13 protein-coding genes are annotated in these 16605 nt (G+C 66.2%); 8 read left to right on the top strand and 5 right to left on the bottom strand.

The window, feature by feature from the left end; genetic code table 11:
• Window positions 1–85: 85 nt before the first annotated feature.
• The 5 genes from IU448_RS13345 to IU448_RS13325 all read left to right on the top strand — a co-directional run bounded on the left by IU448_RS13345 (window position 86) and on the right by IU448_RS13325 (window position 6966).
• Window positions 86–307, top strand: a complete 222-nt coding sequence (locus tag IU448_RS13345) for a type II toxin-antitoxin system VapB family antitoxin (protein ID WP_195055832.1) — start codon at window positions 86–88, stop codon at window positions 305–307.
• A gap of 53 nt (window positions 308–360) precedes the next feature.
• Window positions 361–732, top strand: a complete 372-nt coding sequence (locus IU448_RS13340) for a VapC toxin family PIN domain ribonuclease (RefSeq protein ID WP_228812675.1) — start codon at window positions 361–363, stop codon at window positions 730–732.
• Window positions 733–884: 152 nt separating this feature from the next.
• A complete protein-coding gene (locus IU448_RS13335) occupies window positions 885–3125 on the top strand; it encodes an arabinofuranosyltransferase (protein ID WP_195055830.1) in 2241 nt (746 codons plus the stop codon).
• A 197-nt stretch (window positions 3126–3322) separates the two neighbouring features.
• Window positions 3323–6682 carry an arabinosyltransferase domain-containing protein gene (locus IU448_RS13330; RefSeq protein ID WP_195055829.1) on the top strand — a complete coding sequence of 1120 codons (3360 nt, stop codon included), beginning with the start codon at window positions 3323–3325 and terminating at the stop codon, window positions 6680–6682.
• Between the two features lie 122 nt (window positions 6683–6804).
• A complete protein-coding gene (locus tag IU448_RS13325; protein WP_195055828.1) occupies window positions 6805–6966 on the top strand; it encodes a hypothetical protein in 162 nt (53 codons plus the stop codon).
• A 230-nt stretch (window positions 6967–7196) separates the two neighbouring features.
• Here the strand turns inward: IU448_RS13325 and IU448_RS13320 are convergent, their stop codons facing one another.
• Together IU448_RS13320 and IU448_RS13315 are read right to left on the bottom strand one after the other, a co-directional pair.
• On the bottom strand, window positions 7197–7976 hold the full coding sequence (locus IU448_RS13320; protein ID WP_195055827.1) for a decaprenylphospho-beta-D-erythro-pentofuranosid-2-ulose 2-reductase: 780 nt from the start codon (window positions 7974–7976) through the stop codon (window positions 7197–7199).
• A complete protein-coding gene (locus IU448_RS13315; protein ID WP_195055826.1) occupies window positions 7973–9454 on the bottom strand; it encodes an FAD-binding oxidoreductase in 1482 nt (493 codons plus the stop codon). The genes IU448_RS13320 and IU448_RS13315 overlap by 4 nt, the downstream gene beginning before the upstream one ends.
• A 560-nt stretch (window positions 9455–10014) precedes the next feature.
• On the opposite strand from IU448_RS13315, the gene IU448_RS13310 reads away from it, so the two are divergent.
• A complete protein-coding gene (locus IU448_RS13310) occupies window positions 10015–10383 on the top strand; it encodes a GtrA family protein (RefSeq protein WP_195056298.1) in 369 nt (122 codons plus the stop codon).
• A gap of 142 nt (window positions 10384–10525) precedes the next feature.
• Here the strand turns inward: IU448_RS13310 and IU448_RS13305 are convergent, their stop codons facing one another.
• The 3 genes from IU448_RS13305 to rfbA form a co-directional block, all read right to left on the bottom strand.
• Window positions 10526–11017, bottom strand: coding sequence for a hypothetical protein (locus IU448_RS13305; RefSeq protein ID WP_195055825.1), 492 nt, complete (start codon window positions 11015–11017; stop codon window positions 10526–10528).
• A 409-nt stretch (window positions 11018–11426) separates the two neighbouring features.
• Complete coding sequence (locus IU448_RS13300; protein ID WP_195056297.1) at window positions 11427–11981, bottom strand: dTDP-4-dehydrorhamnose 3,5-epimerase family protein; 555 nt, start codon at window positions 11979–11981, stop codon at window positions 11427–11429.
• A gap of 8 nt (window positions 11982–11989) precedes the next feature.
• Entirely contained in the window at window positions 11990–12862 is an 873-nt protein-coding gene (gene rfbA / locus IU448_RS13295; protein WP_195055824.1) for a glucose-1-phosphate thymidylyltransferase RfbA, read from the bottom strand.
• A gap of 596 nt (window positions 12863–13458) precedes the next feature.
• Here rfbA and IU448_RS13290 point away from each other — a divergent pair.
• Together IU448_RS13290 and IU448_RS13285 are read left to right on the top strand one after the other, a co-directional pair.
• Window positions 13459–14499, top strand: coding sequence for an ATP-grasp domain-containing protein (locus IU448_RS13290; protein WP_228813069.1), 1041 nt, complete (start codon window positions 13459–13461; stop codon window positions 14497–14499).
• Window positions 14500–14610: 111 nt separating this feature from the next.
• Window positions 14611–16593, top strand: a complete 1983-nt coding sequence (locus IU448_RS13285; RefSeq protein WP_195055823.1) for a hypothetical protein — start codon at window positions 14611–14613, stop codon at window positions 16591–16593.
• The last annotated feature ends 12 nt before the right edge of the window (window positions 16594–16605 follow it).

Genomic DNA, 16605 nt, shown 5'->3' with positions numbered 1-16605 from the left:
TAATCGATTCGGTGGGGTCGGGGACCTTCGCTAGAATGTACATAAGTCAGGTTCCACCCAGGCTGTTTATGTACAGGAGGCCGTTGTGTCCCTAACCCACATCGATATCGATGACAATGAGCTGGAGACCGCGAAACGGCTGGGCGGACACAAGACGAAAACAGCCGCAGTCGCGGAAGCGCTGCGCGAGTACAACCAGCGTCGTTCCCGTGCCGCCGCTTTCGAACATTATTTCGAGCTGGCGAAGGACTGGGACATCGAGGGTGCCGAGGCGGCGCATGCAGCGGATAAGCGTGCGTACCAGTGACGAAATACCTTGTCGATTCGTCCGCGATATGGCGATTTCTCCGAGACCCGAAGATGGTCGAGCAGTGGCTGCCGGTGGCCGAGGCAGGCGCTTTCCGTTCTTGTTATCCGCAGCGCGGCGAATTCCTCCGCTCTGCACGTAACTTGGCGGAGTACTCCACCTATTGCCGGATGTACGCTGAGTTGTACCCAGAGGTCACGGTGCCGAAGTCGGCCGGTCAGTGGATTTCCACGCTGCAATACCGAGCCGCCGAACGCGGGCAGCATCAGTGCCTTTCCGCGGTAGACCTGCAGGTGTGCGCCACGGCAGCCCATCACGGACTGGTAGTCGTGCACGACGATTCGGAGTTCGTGACCGCTTCTCGCTTGTCGGTCGAGCTCCAGCAGGTCAATGTGCACGAGGGGCCCTCTGAACCGGAATTCTGAGCCGAGCGGGAGGGTCGGCTGCTGTCGATGTGTGGGGTGCGCCGACATCGAAGAATTGGCGTGCGGTTCAGTGCTCGGTGGTACATGCACATCCTCCACTAGGCTGACCGACGGCCAGTTTCGTGTAGCAGGAGCCGGAGGTAAGTACGCCGATGACGACGAGTCGTGGCGCGCGATCGGTGCGTCAGGTCGGGGCCGGAATCGGCGAGGCGGTCCTCGCCACGGTGGTCGCCGTGCTGGTGGTCGCGGTGGGCCTGTTGGCGTTCTCGCTGGTGAACTGGCCGGCGTTCAACTCCTCGAATGTGTTGCGGGCGTTGACTACCGTGGGGCAGGTCGGTGCCGCGGTACTGCTGGCGGTAGCGATCGCACTGCTGCGGCTACACCGGGCCCCGCGATGGGCGAAACTGCTGTCCTGGGCCGGGATCTCGGCGTTCGTCACGGTAACCCTGGGGATGCCGCTGGCGGCGACGAAGCTGTACCTGTTCGGTGTCTCGGTGGATCAGGAATTCCGCACCGAATACCTCACCCGGCTCACCGACAGCGCCGCGCTGCGGGATATGACCTACGCGGACCTGCCGCCGTTCTACCCGGCCGGTTGGTTCTGGCTCGGCGGACGGGTCGCGAACCTGCTCGGGATGGACGGCTGGGAGGTTTTCAAGCCGTACGCGATCGGGTCGATCGCGGTGGCAGCGGTGGTCTCGCTGGTGCTGTGGTCGCGGCTGATCCGGGCCGACTGGGCGGTGGGGGTGACCGCCGCGATCACCGCGGTGGCGGTCACCTATGCCGCGCCCGAGGCCTACGGCGCCGTGATCGCCATTCTCATCCCGCCGGTGCTCGTGATGGCGTGGGGCGCGCTGTACCGCCCGGCCGAACTCGTCAACCGGGTCGGCCGCGGGAACCGGGTGCACGCGGGGAGCACCGAGGTACCGGCGCGGGACGTTTCGCCTGCCGATCCGGCCGCTGACACAGCGGACGCAGACGCCGCCGAAATCTCCGGACCGGCGGCCGCGCAACGAGCGAATCGGCACACCGGCGAGACCGCGTCCGGTTCCGTCGGCGAGAATTCGTCGGCGGCTGTTGGGTCCGGTGAAGCCACTGCCCGTGATTCCGGAGCGGCCCGGCGGACCGTCGCGGCACCGGTGGAACCGACGGCGGGTGGCTGGGCCGCGGTACTGGGTACCGGGCTCTTTCTCGGCCTCGCGGCCACCTTCTACACCCTCTACTTCGCGTTCGCGGTATTCGCCGTGGTGCTCATGGCGGTTGTCGCGGCGGGGCTCGGAGTCCGCGCCCGCTATGCCGCGCGGACACCGCGGCGGATCGCGGCGCAGCACGGGGCGGCGAGCGAACCGGTCCAGGGGATCGGACGCGCGATCGGTGCGCCGCTGCTGCGTCTGGTCGTGATGGGTGTGGTCACCGCGCTGGTCGGGCTGCCGGTGTTCGTGCCCTTCCTGCTGCGGATGCTGGACAACCCGAAACTGGAGTCCGGCGGCGCCTTCCACTATCTGCCCGAGGCCGGATCCGAACTGCCGCTGCCGATGGCGGAGTTCTCGCTGCTCGGCGGCCTGTGCCTGATCGGCGTGATCTGGCTGGTGCTGCGCGCGAGCTCGTCGCGGCGAGCGCAATCGCTGGGGCTCGGCGTGGTCGCGGTGTACCTGTGGGCACTGCTGTCCATGCTGGCCACGGTGGCGGGTACGACCCTGCTGTCCTTTCGACTGGAGCCGGTGCTGCTGGTATTGCTGGCGGCGGCCGGCGCATTCGGGTTCGTGGAGGGCGCCCGGGCGATGTATCAGGCGCTGAACGAACCGGCACGGTTCCGCTGGGTGGCGATCGTGCTCGCGACCGTGGGCGCGCTGGCCTACTGCCAGAACATCCCGCATGTGCTGGCTCCCGAGATCACCACCGCCTACACCGATACCGACGGTGACGGTCACCGCGCCGACCAGCGCGACCCGGCCGCCGTCCGGCACTACCGGCATATCGACGACGCCCTGCGGGCGCAGACCGGCCGCGAACCGTCGGAGAACGTGCTGCTCACCGGCGACACCACCTTCCTCGCCTACTATCCGTACTTCGGTTTCCAGGGCATGACCTCGCATTACGCGAATCCGCTGGCCGACTACGCGGACCGTTCGGTGACCATCGAGGCGTGGAGCGAACTGGAGACGCCACAGGAACTCCTCGACGCGATGGCGGCCGCCCCATGGCGCGCCCCCGACGCTTTCCTGTTCCGCCGCAGCGGCGACGACTACACCCTGCGGCTGGCCGCGGACACCTACCCGAACGACCCCAACGTCCGCCGCTACACCGTCACCTTCCCGGCGGCACTGTTCGACGATCCCCGCTTCACCACCACCGATATCGGGCCGTTCACCTTGATCGTGGTGAACCGCTGAGCGCCGGAGCCGCCAGTCCCTGCCGTGGGCCGGGGCAGCCCGCCCCCTCCCGGACGGTCTGTCCCCAAAGCCTTCCAGCCACATCGGCCATCTGAAGTCTCAGTGGGGTGTGATGGCTCGTTCGCCGTGCGCCCGGTGTATCGGCCGGTAGGCGTTCGAGCCCCGGTGGACCGCCGCCGTGCCGGGCGCGGCAGCGGATGCGTCGTGTCCGGTTGCGCCCATTAGAGTCGAGCCCCGTGCGACCGCAACGATCCTCCCGAGCGTCGAACCGTATCCGTCTGCTGGCCCTCGTGTCCGGGCTACTCGGGTTCGCGCTGGCGATTCTGGCGCCGGTGCTGCCGGTCCGGCAGAACGAGACGACCCTGGAGTGGCCACAGGCCGGCACGACCGATATCGAGGCGCCGCTGGTGAGTTATCAGCCGCTGCGGCTGGAGCTCACGGTGCCGTGCCAGGTGCTCGGCGGCGCCGAGGGGACCGTGGTGACCACGGTTCCCGACGAATCGGGTAAATCGTCGGCGCGCGGCCTGCGGGTCACCGTTTCCGGCGACACGCTCTCGGTGGTGTTGCGCGATGTACCGCTGCTGACCGCCGACCGGGCGGAACTGGCCGGTTGTGGATCGCTGTCGGTGATTTCGACCGCGGCCTCGACCACCGCCGAGCTCACCGGTGCCGTCCGCGCCGACGGTACGCCGTTGCGTGCGCAGGTAGATCGGGATATCCGGCCGCAAATGGTCGGTGTTTTCACCGACCTGCCCGCGGAGCAGCTCGCCGGGATCCGGTTGCACGCCGATATCGACTCCCGTTTCACCTCCTCGCCGACACCGCTGAAACTGGCGGCGATCATCGGCGCGGTCGGGTTCACCGCACTCGCGCTGCTCGCCCTGCACCTGCTCGACACCACCGACGGCCGGTGTGCCCGGCGATTCCTGCCCGCGCACTGGTGGCGGTTCCGGCTCGCCGACGGCGCGGTGCTCGGAGTGCTGGTGGGCTGGCATTTCATCGGTGCCAACACCTCCGACGACGGCTACATCCTGAACATGGCCCGGGTGTCGGAGAAATCCGGTTATCTGGCGAACTACTACCGCTGGTTCGGGGTACCCGAGGCACCGTTCGGCTGGTCGTACGAAGTGCTGGCGTGGATGTCGCGGATCTCGGAGTCGAGTCCGTGGATGCGGTTGCCCACGCTGCTGGCCGGGATCGTGTGCTGGCTGGTGATCAGCCGCGAAGTGCTGCCCCGGCTCGGTGCCCGGGTACGCGGTAACCGGGTCGCGCTGTGGACCGCCGGCCTGGTGTTCCTGGCGTTCTGGCTGCCCTACGACAACGGTCTGCGCCCCGAACCGCTGATCGCCGCCGGTGCGCTGCTCACCTGGTGTTCGATCGAACGCGCCATCGCAACCGCCCGCCTGCTGCCGGCCGCGATAGCGATCCTGATCGCCGCGTTCTCGCTCGCCGCCGGCCCGACCGGGCTGATCTGTATCGCCGCGCTGATCGCGGGATCCCGTCCGGTTCTGCAGATCATCATCAAACGGGCCCGTGGCGATCTGAGCGAATCACGCCCGGAGACGGTAGCGAAGCCGGGACGCTCGTCCATGCCCGACAGGCAGACCACGAGCGTGTGGGGCGCGGTGGGGCGTTACGCGAGTTTGCTCGCGCCCGGACTGGCCGCCGGAACACTGGTACTCGTCGTCATTTTCGCCGATCAGACCCTGTCCACAGTGCTGGAGGCCACCCGGGTGCGGACAGCGGTCGGCCCGAATGTGGCGTGGTTCGACGAACGCACCCGCTGGGATTCGCTGCTGATGCTCTCCCCGGACGGTTCGCTGGCCCGGCGTTTCGGTGTGCTGCTGATGCTGCTCTGCCTGCTGGTGTGCGTGCTACAGGTGCTGCGCAAGGGCCGGATCCCCGGTACCTCGCGGGGGCCGTCGGTGCGCATTCTCGGCATCGTGTTCGCCTCGCTGCTGCTGATGATGTTCACGCCCACCAAATGGACCCATCACTTCGGCGTCTACGCCGGCCTGGCCGGTTCGCTCGCCGCGCTGGCGGCGGTCGCCGTGGGCACCAACGGTATTCGCGCGCCGCGCAACCGGGCACTGTTCGCCGCCGCCGTGCTGTTCCTGCTGGCGATCACGTTCACCGGGTCGAACGGCTGGTGGTATGTGTCCAGTTACGGTGTCCCGTGGTGGGACAAGGCGCCGCTGATCGCGGGTAAGGGCTTCTCGACCCTGTTCCTCGGGCTCAGCGTGCTCGCCCTGCTGGCCGCCCTCTGGTTTCACTACCGGGCGCCGTATCGCAGCGGCCCGCCGTCCCGTTCGTCCCGCTACGCGTCCGCGCCGTTGACCGTCGCCGCGGCGCTGATGGTGCTGTTCGAGATCGCTTCGCTGACCAAGGCGGCCGTGGCCCAATACCCGGCGTACTCGATCGCCAAATCGAATTTCCGGGCGCTGGCCGGGGAACCGTGCGGATTGGCCGACGAGGTCCTGGTGGAGACCGATACCGCCGATTCCCTGTTGCAGCCGTACGAGGGCGACCCGGCCCACGGTCTGGTCTCCAGCGATCCCGGCACCGAGACGATCGGTTTCACGCCGGAGGGAGTGGCAGACGATCTCACCGCGGATGCCGAGGAAACCGTCTCCGGCAGCGCGAACTCGCTCGAATCGGATACCGAGAACAAAACCACCGACACCACCGGCGCCGGGACCGGCGGCGGTACCGAAGCCCAGCCGGGGATCAACGGTTCCACCGTGGCCCTGCCGTTCGGTCTCGACCCCGCCCGAACCCCGGTGCTGGGCAGCTACCACACCGGCGACCAGCAGCAGGCGAAACTGACCTCGCAGTGGTACCGCCTGGACCTGACCGACGAGATGCGCGCCGACCCCGCCTACCGGGTGCTGGCGATCACGGCCGCCGGCCGGATCAAATCGGTGGATGCCGACGGAGTGCTCACCTACGGGCAGGAATTGACCGTCGAATACGGAACCCGGGCCGCGGACGGCAGTATGCAAGTGCTGGGTTCGGTGGCTCCGCTGGATATCGGCCCGAATCCGTCCTGGCGCAATCTGCGGGTGCCGCTGGACCAGTTGCCGCGTGAAGTGAACGCCGTCCGGCTCGTCGCGGTGGACAACGACATCACCAGCCGGCAGTGGCTGGCCGTCACCCCGCCCCGGCTGCCGCGCCTGGCGACCCTGGATTCGGTTGTCGGGCACACCGATCCGGTGTTGCTCGACTGGCACGTCGGGCTGGCCTTCGGCTGTCAGCGGCCGTTCGACCATGCGAACGGGGTCGCGGAGGTGCCGCGCTGGCGGATCCTGCCCGACCGGGTCGGGTCCGATGCGTCCAATGCCTGGCAGGACCATATCGGTGGCGGTCCACTGGGCTGGGCCGAACTGCTCCTGAAGGCGGATTCGGTGGCCACCTACCTCGCCGAGGACTGGGCGCGGGACTGGGGTTCGCTCGAGCGCTACACCCCGTACCGGCCCGGCGCGCAACCTGCGGAATTGACCGTTACCCAGCGCACTCGCAGCGGTCTGGCGACCGACGATCCCATCAAGGTGAGTTGAACTACGGTGCGCTACATCGAAACTCGTCGATATTGTGTGCTGCCTCACAACTCGGTTTATTTCCAGGTGAGGGAATTCCCGAACGGATGACGAACCCGGAATCGCGCCGTACCCTGGGGCACATGACCTCGGCCTTCGATGATATGGAATTGCGCGATCTCGTCGGCTTGCTCACCGATGAGGAGCAGCGAGAACTACGACCCACGGTGTTGCGCGTCCTCGGGCGCCTGCCGTCCCAGGAGGTGCTGCGCCGGGAACTCGGACAGCGTATGACGCGGGTATGAGCTTTGTCCGCCGGTCAGGCAGTAGCCGTGTGCCGGGCGAACCGAAATACGACAAGGGCCGTCGCTACCGGACCAGATCCGGTAGCGACGGCCCTTGAACTCTATCGATCAGGATCGACGGGGCGTGGTGAGCCGGAACGAGGCGCACCCCCGGCCCCGGACGACTCTTCGGGCCCGGCGTACCCGCCACGGTTCGCCCCGTGCGGGCCGTAGCGCCTGGTTACCGTCCGTCAGACGGGGAGTTTGCGGAAGATCGGGCGCGGGATGTGGCGCAGGATCATCATCACGTACCGGAACGCACCCGGCGCCCAGATGAGCTCCTTGCCCTTCTCCGAAGCCGCGACGGCCAGCGCCGCGACTTCTTCCTTGTCCACGGTCAGCGGTGCCTCTTTGGCGCCGGTGGCCTTCCAGTGCTCGATCGTGGTGGTGGTGCGCACCTGACCGGGCCGGATCACCAGCACCCGCGGCCCGAACGGCCGCAGCGCCTCGCCGAGGCCGAGGTAGAAACCGTCCAACCCGGCCTTGGTGGAGCCGTACACGAAATTCGAGCGCCGCACCCGCTCACCGGCGGCCGAAGACATGGCGATGATCCGGCCGAAGCCCTGCGCCTTCATCTTCTCGCCGATCAGCACACCCACCGAAACCGCTGCGGTGTAGTTGATCTGCGCGATCTGGACAGCCTTGCGCTGGTCCTGCCACAGTTCCTCGGCATTGCCGAGCAGGCCGAACGCCACGATCGCGACATCGATATCGCCCTCGGCCCAAGCCTTCTCGACGACCTCGGGATGCGCGGCGGTATCCAGCGCATCGAAATCGATCACATCGACCCGGCTCGCCCCGGAAGCCTTCAACTGGGCGACAGCGGTATCGCGTAGCGGATCACCGGGCACGACCGCCAGGACCACCCGGGCCGGGCCCTTCTTCAGGTATTCCGCACAGATCGCGAGGCCGATTTCCGAGGTCCCGCCGAACAGCAGAATGGACTGCGGATTGCCTACCGCGTTGATCACTGAAGCTCCAGCCTTCTCGCCATATCGGACATGAATACGCCTGTCGGATCGACGCTGCGGCGCACCTTGATCCACTCGTCGATCCGGGGATACATCTGGTGGAAGGTTTCGGCGGTGGTACGCGAATCCTTCCCGGTGTAGAGCCGGCCACCGAATTCCAGGACCCGCCGATCCAATTCGGTGACGAACTCGTTGAGGCCGGGTGCGATCGGGAAGTCCAGGCAGACATTCCAGCCCGGCATCGGGAAACTCAACGGCGCCTGATTGCCTCCGCCGAAGTACTTGAACACGTTGAGGAACGAATAGTGGCCGCTGGCCTGGATATCGATGAGGATCTGCTTGAACTCCGCCACCGCCTCCGGCGGAACCACGAACTGGTACTGCAGGAAACCCCGCGAACCGTAGGCGCGGTTCCACTCGCCCAGCATATCCAGCGGGTGGTAGAAAGCGGTCAGGTTCTGCGGCTTCTGCCGGTAGGTCGCGCCCTTGCGGTACCAGACCTCGGTGGCCAGCGTGAAAGTCTTGTTGTTGAGCAGGCCGTTCGGGAAGATATCGGGGAACGTGAGGAAGGTCTTCCCGGTGAAATCCAGCGGGTTCTTCTGCAGCTTCTTCGGTAGCTGATCCAGTTTGGCCAGCGAACCGCGCGAAATCACCGCCCGGCCCAGTTTCGGCATCGGGCTCAGCGCATCGAACCACGCGGAACTGTATTCGTAGTTGTCCTCGGTACCGTCGCTGTGGAAGGCGATGGTTTCGTCGAGGCCCGCGGTCACATCGCCGTCGGCGATGAAGTACGCGGTCTCGGTCGGGGTCATCTCGATGGTGGCCCGCAGGATGATCCCGGTCAGACCGCAGCCGCCGACCGTGGCCCAGAACAATTTGGCGTTCTTCTTCGGGCTGATCGTCTGCACGGTGCCGTCCGCGGTGAGCAACTGCATCGACCGCACATGGTTACCGAAACTGCCCGCGCTGTGATGGTTCTTGCCGTGGATATCGGAACCGATCGCACCACCGACGGTGACCTGCCGGGTCCCGGGCAACACCGGAACCCACAGACCGAACGGCAGCGCGGCCTTCATCAGCTGATCCAGGTTCACGCCCGCGTCGACATCCACCAGCCGGCTGTCCCGGTCGATCCGGTGGATCTTGTTCAACGCGGTCATATCGACCACCAGGCCACCCGCGTTCTGCGCGTTGTCGCCGTAGGAGCGGCCGAGACCGCGGGCGATCACACCGCGCCGCAGATGCGCCGGTTTGCCATCGTTGTCCGTGGCGACCTTGGTGACCGCTTCGGCGATGAGTTCCGGGTCGCTCGTCGAGAGCACCTCGGCGGTGGTCGCGGCGGTACGAGCCCATCCGGCGAGTTTCCGGGTGGTGGTGGGTAGCGCGAACCCGGTAACAGCAGTATCGGGTTCGCCGGCCGCCGGGGTCTCGGTACCGGCCGACTGGGTCGAGGTCGGAGCTTTCGTGGACATCGGCATAGAGGCTACTGCAACATTGCGACCCCTGCGGTGTCGCGGGTCGAGGGCTTATCGACGGGTGCTATCGGAGTGGGGCGTTCGTGGAGGGTGGGTGCTTCGGAGTGGTCCATGTCACGGGGTGTGGGCGCGGTGCGGCTGCCGGCGGGGCAGAGGATCCGTGAGTGGTCGGGTGGTAACTCCGAGGGTGAGCAATGCGGTGAAATCAGGCGGGGAACGGTCCAGCGGGCGGACGGGAGCAGGGGTGTCTCCGGTCTCGGGGTAGGCGATCGGTGGAAGTGGTTTGGGGTGGACGGGACACCGGTGGCGCTGCACCTGGGATGGATGCTGGTCGGGGGAGCGGGGTGTACGGGGGTGCCGGGTACCCAGGGGTGCTGCGGTGGGGGTCGGCAAGTAGATTTCGGGCGGTGGGTCCTGAAAGCAATGCCGTGAGCCGGGAACCTCGGGTAGTGCCGGGGGGAGCCGGGGATCTTTCCGTTTCGGGCGAGGAGCAGGTGGCTCCGGGGCTCGCGCCGGACGTTTCCGGGCAGCAGAGTGCGGGAATCGGGCTGAAGACGCAGCTGATGCGGTTCGTGGCCACCGGTGCGCTCTCGGCAGTGGTCGACTTCGGGCTGTACTGGGTTCTGCTCGAGGTGGCGGGGCTGCCGGTGAATATCGCGAAAGCGATCGGGTTCATCGCCGGTACCACGACGGCGTATCTGATCAACCGGCGATGGACCTTCGACGCACCGCCCAGCCGGGCTCGTTTCGTCGCGGTGGTCGTGCTCTACGCGCTGACCTTCTGCGTCCAGGTCGGCATCAACTGGGTGTTCTACCAAGCCTTCGATGAAGGGCTGTGGTGGCGGGTGCCACTGGCTTTCGTGATCGCCCAGGGGACCGCGACGGTTATCAACTTCGTGGTGCAGCGACTGGTCATCTTCCGTATCCGCTGATCCGGCTCGGCGCCACCCGGCCCGATGCGGATCCGCGTATCCGGGCGCGGCTCGGTGGGCCCGGCAGTGTTCCGGCACGCCGAAAACCCCGGTCGCACGCTGCGACCGGGGTTTTTCACTGTCGGCTGTGGGTTGTGCCTGCTCAGGCGACGCTGGTCAGCCGGCGCGGACGCCGGGCGAGAGCCGAACGCACCGCCGCACCGAGCGCGACCACCGGCGGGATCCAACGGGCCTCGTCGGGGGAGACGCCCCAGCTTGCCGAACCCGCCGAGAGGTGGGTGGGCGGCAGGGGGATCCCGGCGCCGTCGGTGTGCACGACCGCACCGGCCTCACGCAGCGCCTCGACGGCCCGTTCGGCCTTGCGCATACCGGTGACCAGGTGGATCTCGCGACGCTCTGCGCCTGGGATCTCGATAACCGGACCGGTCAGGTTGTTCGCGCGCAGGTACCGGCGTACCGACGCGGCCAACTCCCCGGTGACCTCGACGGCGGATACGTCGGCATCGGTGATCAGGCACAGGCCGTTGGTCGTTTCGGCGACCGTCCAGCCACGCTGGACGTAGTCCCGCGCGGCCGCGGACTTGGCGCCCGCCGAGACGGAAGTCGAAAACGTCGTACGCACTGTCATCTCCATTCCCCGGTTTAGATCAGCTCCGGCTTTCATGGGTCGTATCGGTGCCGGGTCCCCGTGGCGTTACGCCGTTCCAGCGAATTTTTTCGACTGTCGGCTACGTCTCATTCCTCTCCACGGGGGTATAGCAGCGGCCGGCGCCGATATACGTGGTCACGGTTGGCTTCCGGTGGGGAATCCAGGGCGGATTCCGGTACGGCCAGTGAGATCAGCGGACGAATCCCCGAGAACCGGCCCGGCAGCAGCCGGGGCGCCTGGGCCGGTGGTCGTACCGGCACCGCGGGACGGTTCCGCGACGGAACCGCCGGGCAGCGACATTACCGCCGAACCGGCCTCTCGGCGAATCCGGTGGAACCCGCCCAGGCGAACGGAATCCGCGCGACGTTGCGCCGTTTGCTTTCCGGAGCCGGGGTCAGCGGTCGCGCAGGCGCGGTGCTGCCGCGTCCTTCGGTGAACGGAGATAGGTGAGCCGTTGCCCGTCGCGACCGGCGGTGGGCCAGTCGATGGCCAGATCCGGATCGAAGGCGTCCAGGTCGTGATCGTGTTCGGGGCTGTATTCGAGAGAGCACAGGTAGGTGAGGGTGGAATCGTCGGCCAGCGACAGGACGGCATGTCCGAGTCCCTCGGAGATGAAAACCGAGCGCCGGTCGCGGTCGTCGAGCAGCACACTGTCCCAGCGGCCGAAGGTGGGCGATCCGGCCCGCAGGTCGATCACCACATCCAAGAACGCCCCGCGTACGCAGGTGACGTATTTCGCCTGGCCGGGCGGATCGTCGGTGTAGTGGATCCCGCGCAGCACCCCGGCGGCGGATACCGAGGTGTTGACCTGCAGCAGATCGAACGGCCGGCCGGTGACCTTCTCGAACTCCGAGGCGCGGAAGGTTTCGGCGAAACAGCCGCGATCGTCGCCGTGGACTGTGGGGCTGAAAACCCACGCGCCGGGGACCGACATCTCACTGACCCGCATGTACCTACTCACCAACTCCGTCCGTGCTCGAGCAGATCGAGCAGGTATTTACCGTAACCGGAGCGGGTGAGCGGGTCGGCCAGCAGGCACAGTTGTTCGTCGTCGATATAGCCCATCCGCCAGGCGACCTCCTCCGGCACGCCGATCTTCAATCCCTGGCGTTCCTCGATGGTGCGCACGTAGTTGGCGGCGTCGAGCAGCGAATCGAAGGTGCCGGTGTCCAGCCAGGCGGTGCCCCGGGCCAGCACATCGACGCCGAGACGGCCCGCCTCCAGGTAAGCCCGGTTGATATCGCTGATCTCGTATTCCCCGCGTGCCGACGGGACGAGACCGCGGGCGATCTCCACCACGTCGTTGTCGTAGAAGTACAGCCCCGGCACCACATAGTTGGAGCGCGGGACCTTCGGTTTCTCCTCGATCGAGATCGCCTTGCCGTCGGCGAATTCGACGACACCGTAGGCGGTCGGATCCGAGACCCGGTAGGCGAAGATGGCGCCGCCGTCGATATCGGTGAACCGGTGCAGGCTGGTGCCCAGACCGGGCCCGTGGAAGATGTTGTCACCCAGGACCAGTGCGGCGCTGTCGCCGCCGATATGGCCGGCGCCGAGCACGAAGGCTTTCGCGATACCGTCGGGTACCGGCTGCACGACATAGCTGATCGAAATACCGAACTGCGAGCCGTCACCCAGTAGCCGGGTGAAGGATTCGGCGTCCTCGGGTGTGGTGATGACCAGAATATCCCGGATACCGGCCAGCATGAGCGTGGACAGCGGGTAGTAGACCATCGGTTTGTCGTAGACCGGGACCAGCTGTTTGCTCACCCCGCGCGTGATCGGATGCAGCCGTGACCCGGTGCCGCCCGCCAGAATGATTCCGCGCATGTTCGATCAGTGTGCCAGCCGGGATGCGGAGACGCTCGTGCGGCAGGCCCGTGGGTGCCGGATCGCCGCACCGGCCGGGTGTGCGGCCCCGGGCCACGGCCGGCGCGGACGACCCGATCGGCGGTGTGGCGCCGCGGCTTTCGAGTGCGGTCCGCGGTGCGCCGGGCCCGCGCACGGTTTCGTTCCGGCAACATCGGGTACTCGGAGGAAATGAGGGCGTTACATTATCCGGTCCACGGCGAATTCGAACTCTCGACGCGGATTCGGTAGCGGCCCGATATCTGTGCCGGCGGCGCGGCCGGATTCTTCGCGTGTGAACCGACGCCCTCGTGATTCAACGAGCTGCAGATGTGGTCGAGAGGGGAGAGGTTTTGTCGATTTCGGTATCGGAGTCCAGAGTCCGGAAAACGGATGACAAGTACGATCCGGAAAAAGGTTATGTTGCCCTTTTGGGGTGGAGTTTGAACGCTGTGGAAGCGGTGGACCGATTCGACCGGCGCTATGTGGTGGTGGCGCCGGAGTGGGTGGCGGATTACTGCGCCGAAAACGGCATACCCTATCTTCCCTGGAATTTCGAACGGCTCAACGATCGATCGATGGAAATCGCCGAGACACTTCAGGACATGGGAGTGGACGTCGCCATTCCCATCTTCGAGGAAACCGTCGAGTGGGCGGGTGCCATCAACTCGGTGCTGATGGACAATCCCCGCCTTTTCGGGCAGGCCATGCTGTTACGTGACAAAGCGCTGATGAAGCGGCGGGCGCAATTGGGCGGGATACGCGTCGGAATATTCGAGGAAGCCCACGAACGCGATGACGTGATCCGTTTCCTGAAACGGGTGAACCAGACCCTGCTGAAGCTCGACGGCGACCCCAACGATCCCATCCACGTGAAGGCTTTCGACAAGGCCGGATGCCTCGGGCATCGGGTCATCCGGACACCGGACGAGATCGATACGATTCCCGACGACGAGTTCCCGGTCCTCATGGAATCGCATCTGGACGGCTGGGAATTCGCGGTGGAGGCGTGGATACACAACGGCCGGATATGTTTCCTGAACATTTCCGAATATGTCACACTCGGGTATTCTGTTTTCGTCCCTGCGACGCCTGAACTGGAAAAGTATCGGCCGGAGATCACGCGCCAGGTCGAACGGCTGGTGAAAACCTTCGATATCGAGTTCGGTTTCGTGCATCCGGAATATTTCGTCACCAGTGACGGTGAGATGTACTTCGGCGAGGTCGCCTACCGGCCGCCCGGGTTCAAAGTGTTCGAACTACTGGAGCGTTCCTATGGATTCAACGCCTACCACGCCCTCGTTCTCGCCTTCGACCCGAAGACGACCGAGAAAGAGATCGAGGACTTCTTTCCACGAGAGGTCGAGGACGCGAAAGGGCATGCCGGGTGCTTCGGTGTCTATCCGCGGCGGCGCGTGGTCAGTCAGTTGTCGTTACCCGAGGAGACCGAGGACCACGAATATTTCGAAACTCACGAGCTCACGGAGCCGCTGACGGAAAAAGTGACCAAACGTACCGCATTCGGCAACCATTGGGGCTTGTTGTACTTCTTCGGTGACGACCCGTACACTCTGCGGGATCTGCTGAAGCGACAGGAAGAGCTCGATTTCTACATTTGATTCGTTCGGCAGTTTTCGCGTATGAGCGGCACTCGGACCCGGAGGCGGTAGCGCAACCACGTGGGACCGTGCTCATACGCCATAGACACTGATCACGGGGAGGATCCGCATTTGACCCCACTCAGCGGCGACGGGGCAACCCTCGACAGACGCCTGGCCGTGTTGGACGACGCGACCCAACTGCTCGCGGACGCCAGCGATTTCGGCAAGCACCTGAAACTGTCGAGGGTTCTCGCGGCGCTGCGTCGCGCACTGCTGCTACCCGGTGGCTGTGCGGCCGTACGGGCGCGGGCCACCCGGCTGGAATCGGCCGGCCTGTTCCGCGGTACGGATTGGGCGCAGCCGCAGATCCTCATCCCGTCGCTGAGCACCGGTTCGCTGCGCAGCGCCAACGCCGACACCGTCGTGCTGGAGACGGTGAGCAATCTGCGGCTGCTGGCGGTGGCCAAGGGCGAATACCTGCACCCGATGATCTCCGCCGAACAGGCCGATCACCACCTGTCCCAGGTGCTGGCCATGAATCTGACTCTGCTGTTCACGCCCCCGACCGAGGCCGAACGGGAACAGCAGGGCCGGATGGCCCAGGTTTCGCGGGAACTGCTGCGCCATCTCGTCGAGGAGATCGGCTACGAGAAGGTGCTGGAGAACCTGGTCGACGAGATCTGGCGGATTCTGCGCCAGCGCCCGATCCAGGTGGAGCCGGTGAAGCGGATGATCACCCAGATAGCCGTCGCCCGGACCAACCCCGATATCGATCTGGGCTCCGCCGGACTCGGCGCCGACCGGCTGATCAGCAGCCTGTACGGCACCACCGAGGCGTGCCGGGAAGATCCCGGTGTCGAGATCTACCGCGCACGCCTCGAGACCATGGACGACAGTGCGCTGGCGTACGAGACGGCGGGTTTCGCCCGGTCCATGCACGATACGGGGTTGGTTTCCCCGTATCACGCCGTACTGGTGCGGTTCCTGCTCGGCAAGGGCGAGTACCTGCTGGGGGAGGCGCTGGGCCTGTCCAGCACCGGCCGCGAATGCCTGCTCTGCTACCACGAACTGGTCCGCCGTCTCATCGCCGACGCCGTGCACGTCGAAACCGCACAGTGCATCTACGGGATCGCGCTGCTACTGGAACGCGGCATCCTCTATCAGCCGCCGGTCGCCCCGGCACTGTGGCGCCAGCTCGCGCTGCAGCTGTCGCCGTACTCGGCCGAACGCCTCACCCGGGCATTCGGACCCGATCCGGATCCGCGCGCCCGCCTGCTCGCGGGCATGCTGTCCATCCTGGGACTGCCGCTCGGCGTAGGTCAGGGCGACAACCCGACCTGCCAGTCGGCCCGCGCCCTGTCGATGTGGGCCTACAACGACCCCGACTACCTGCTGCAAACACTGGCGTGGGCGGCGCGCGACGACGAGGTCGTCATGCATTTCGAGGGCCGGCCCATCTCCTCACGTGACAGCGCGGGCGGGCTCGCCACGAAACTGCCGGTCGACCTGGACCCGGTATCGCTGCTGGTGGTGCCGCATCTGGACCGTATCTACGCGGAAATGGGCCGGCAGTGCGCCGATCGCGAAGGTGATCCGCACCGCTGGGTGAACCCGGAATTCCACGGCTGGTGGTCGGGCCGGGGATTCCGGATCAACGTCGATGTGGCCACCGGGCAGCTCACCGAACTGGACGAGTTCCTGCGCCACTTCTACGCCAGTTATCACCCGTTCCACAACGGCAACCAGCCGCTGATCCACCCGCAGCCGGCCGGAGTCGCGGTGACCGACAGCGCCGCCCGGTTCGTGGGCTGGCATGCGATCACGATTCTGCGGGTCGCGCTGGATCCGCAGGACCGGATGCGGGTCTACTTCTACAACCCGAACAACGACAGCGGTCAGGACTGGGGCGACGGAGTCGTGGTCGGAACCGCCGGGCACGGCGAACGCTTCGGCGAGGCATCACTGCCGTTCGAACAGTTCGCCTCCCGGCTCTACATCTTCCACTTCGATCCGCTCGAGCCGGGCGAACTGGCCTCGGTGGACCGCGCCGAACTGGACCGGGTCGTGGGATATGTGCACCGTAGCTGGGGCGCCGACCGACTGCCTGCGTGAGGCCGGCTCGGT

The sequence above is a fragment of the Nocardia flavorosea genome, assembly GCF_015477805.1.
In the GTDB taxonomy this organism is placed as follows: Bacteria; Actinomycetota; Actinomycetes; order Mycobacteriales; family Mycobacteriaceae; genus Nocardia; species Nocardia flavorosea_A.
The sequence above is the reverse complement of the archived record's forward strand: the minus strand, read 5'-3'. Positions and strand labels throughout refer to the sequence as shown.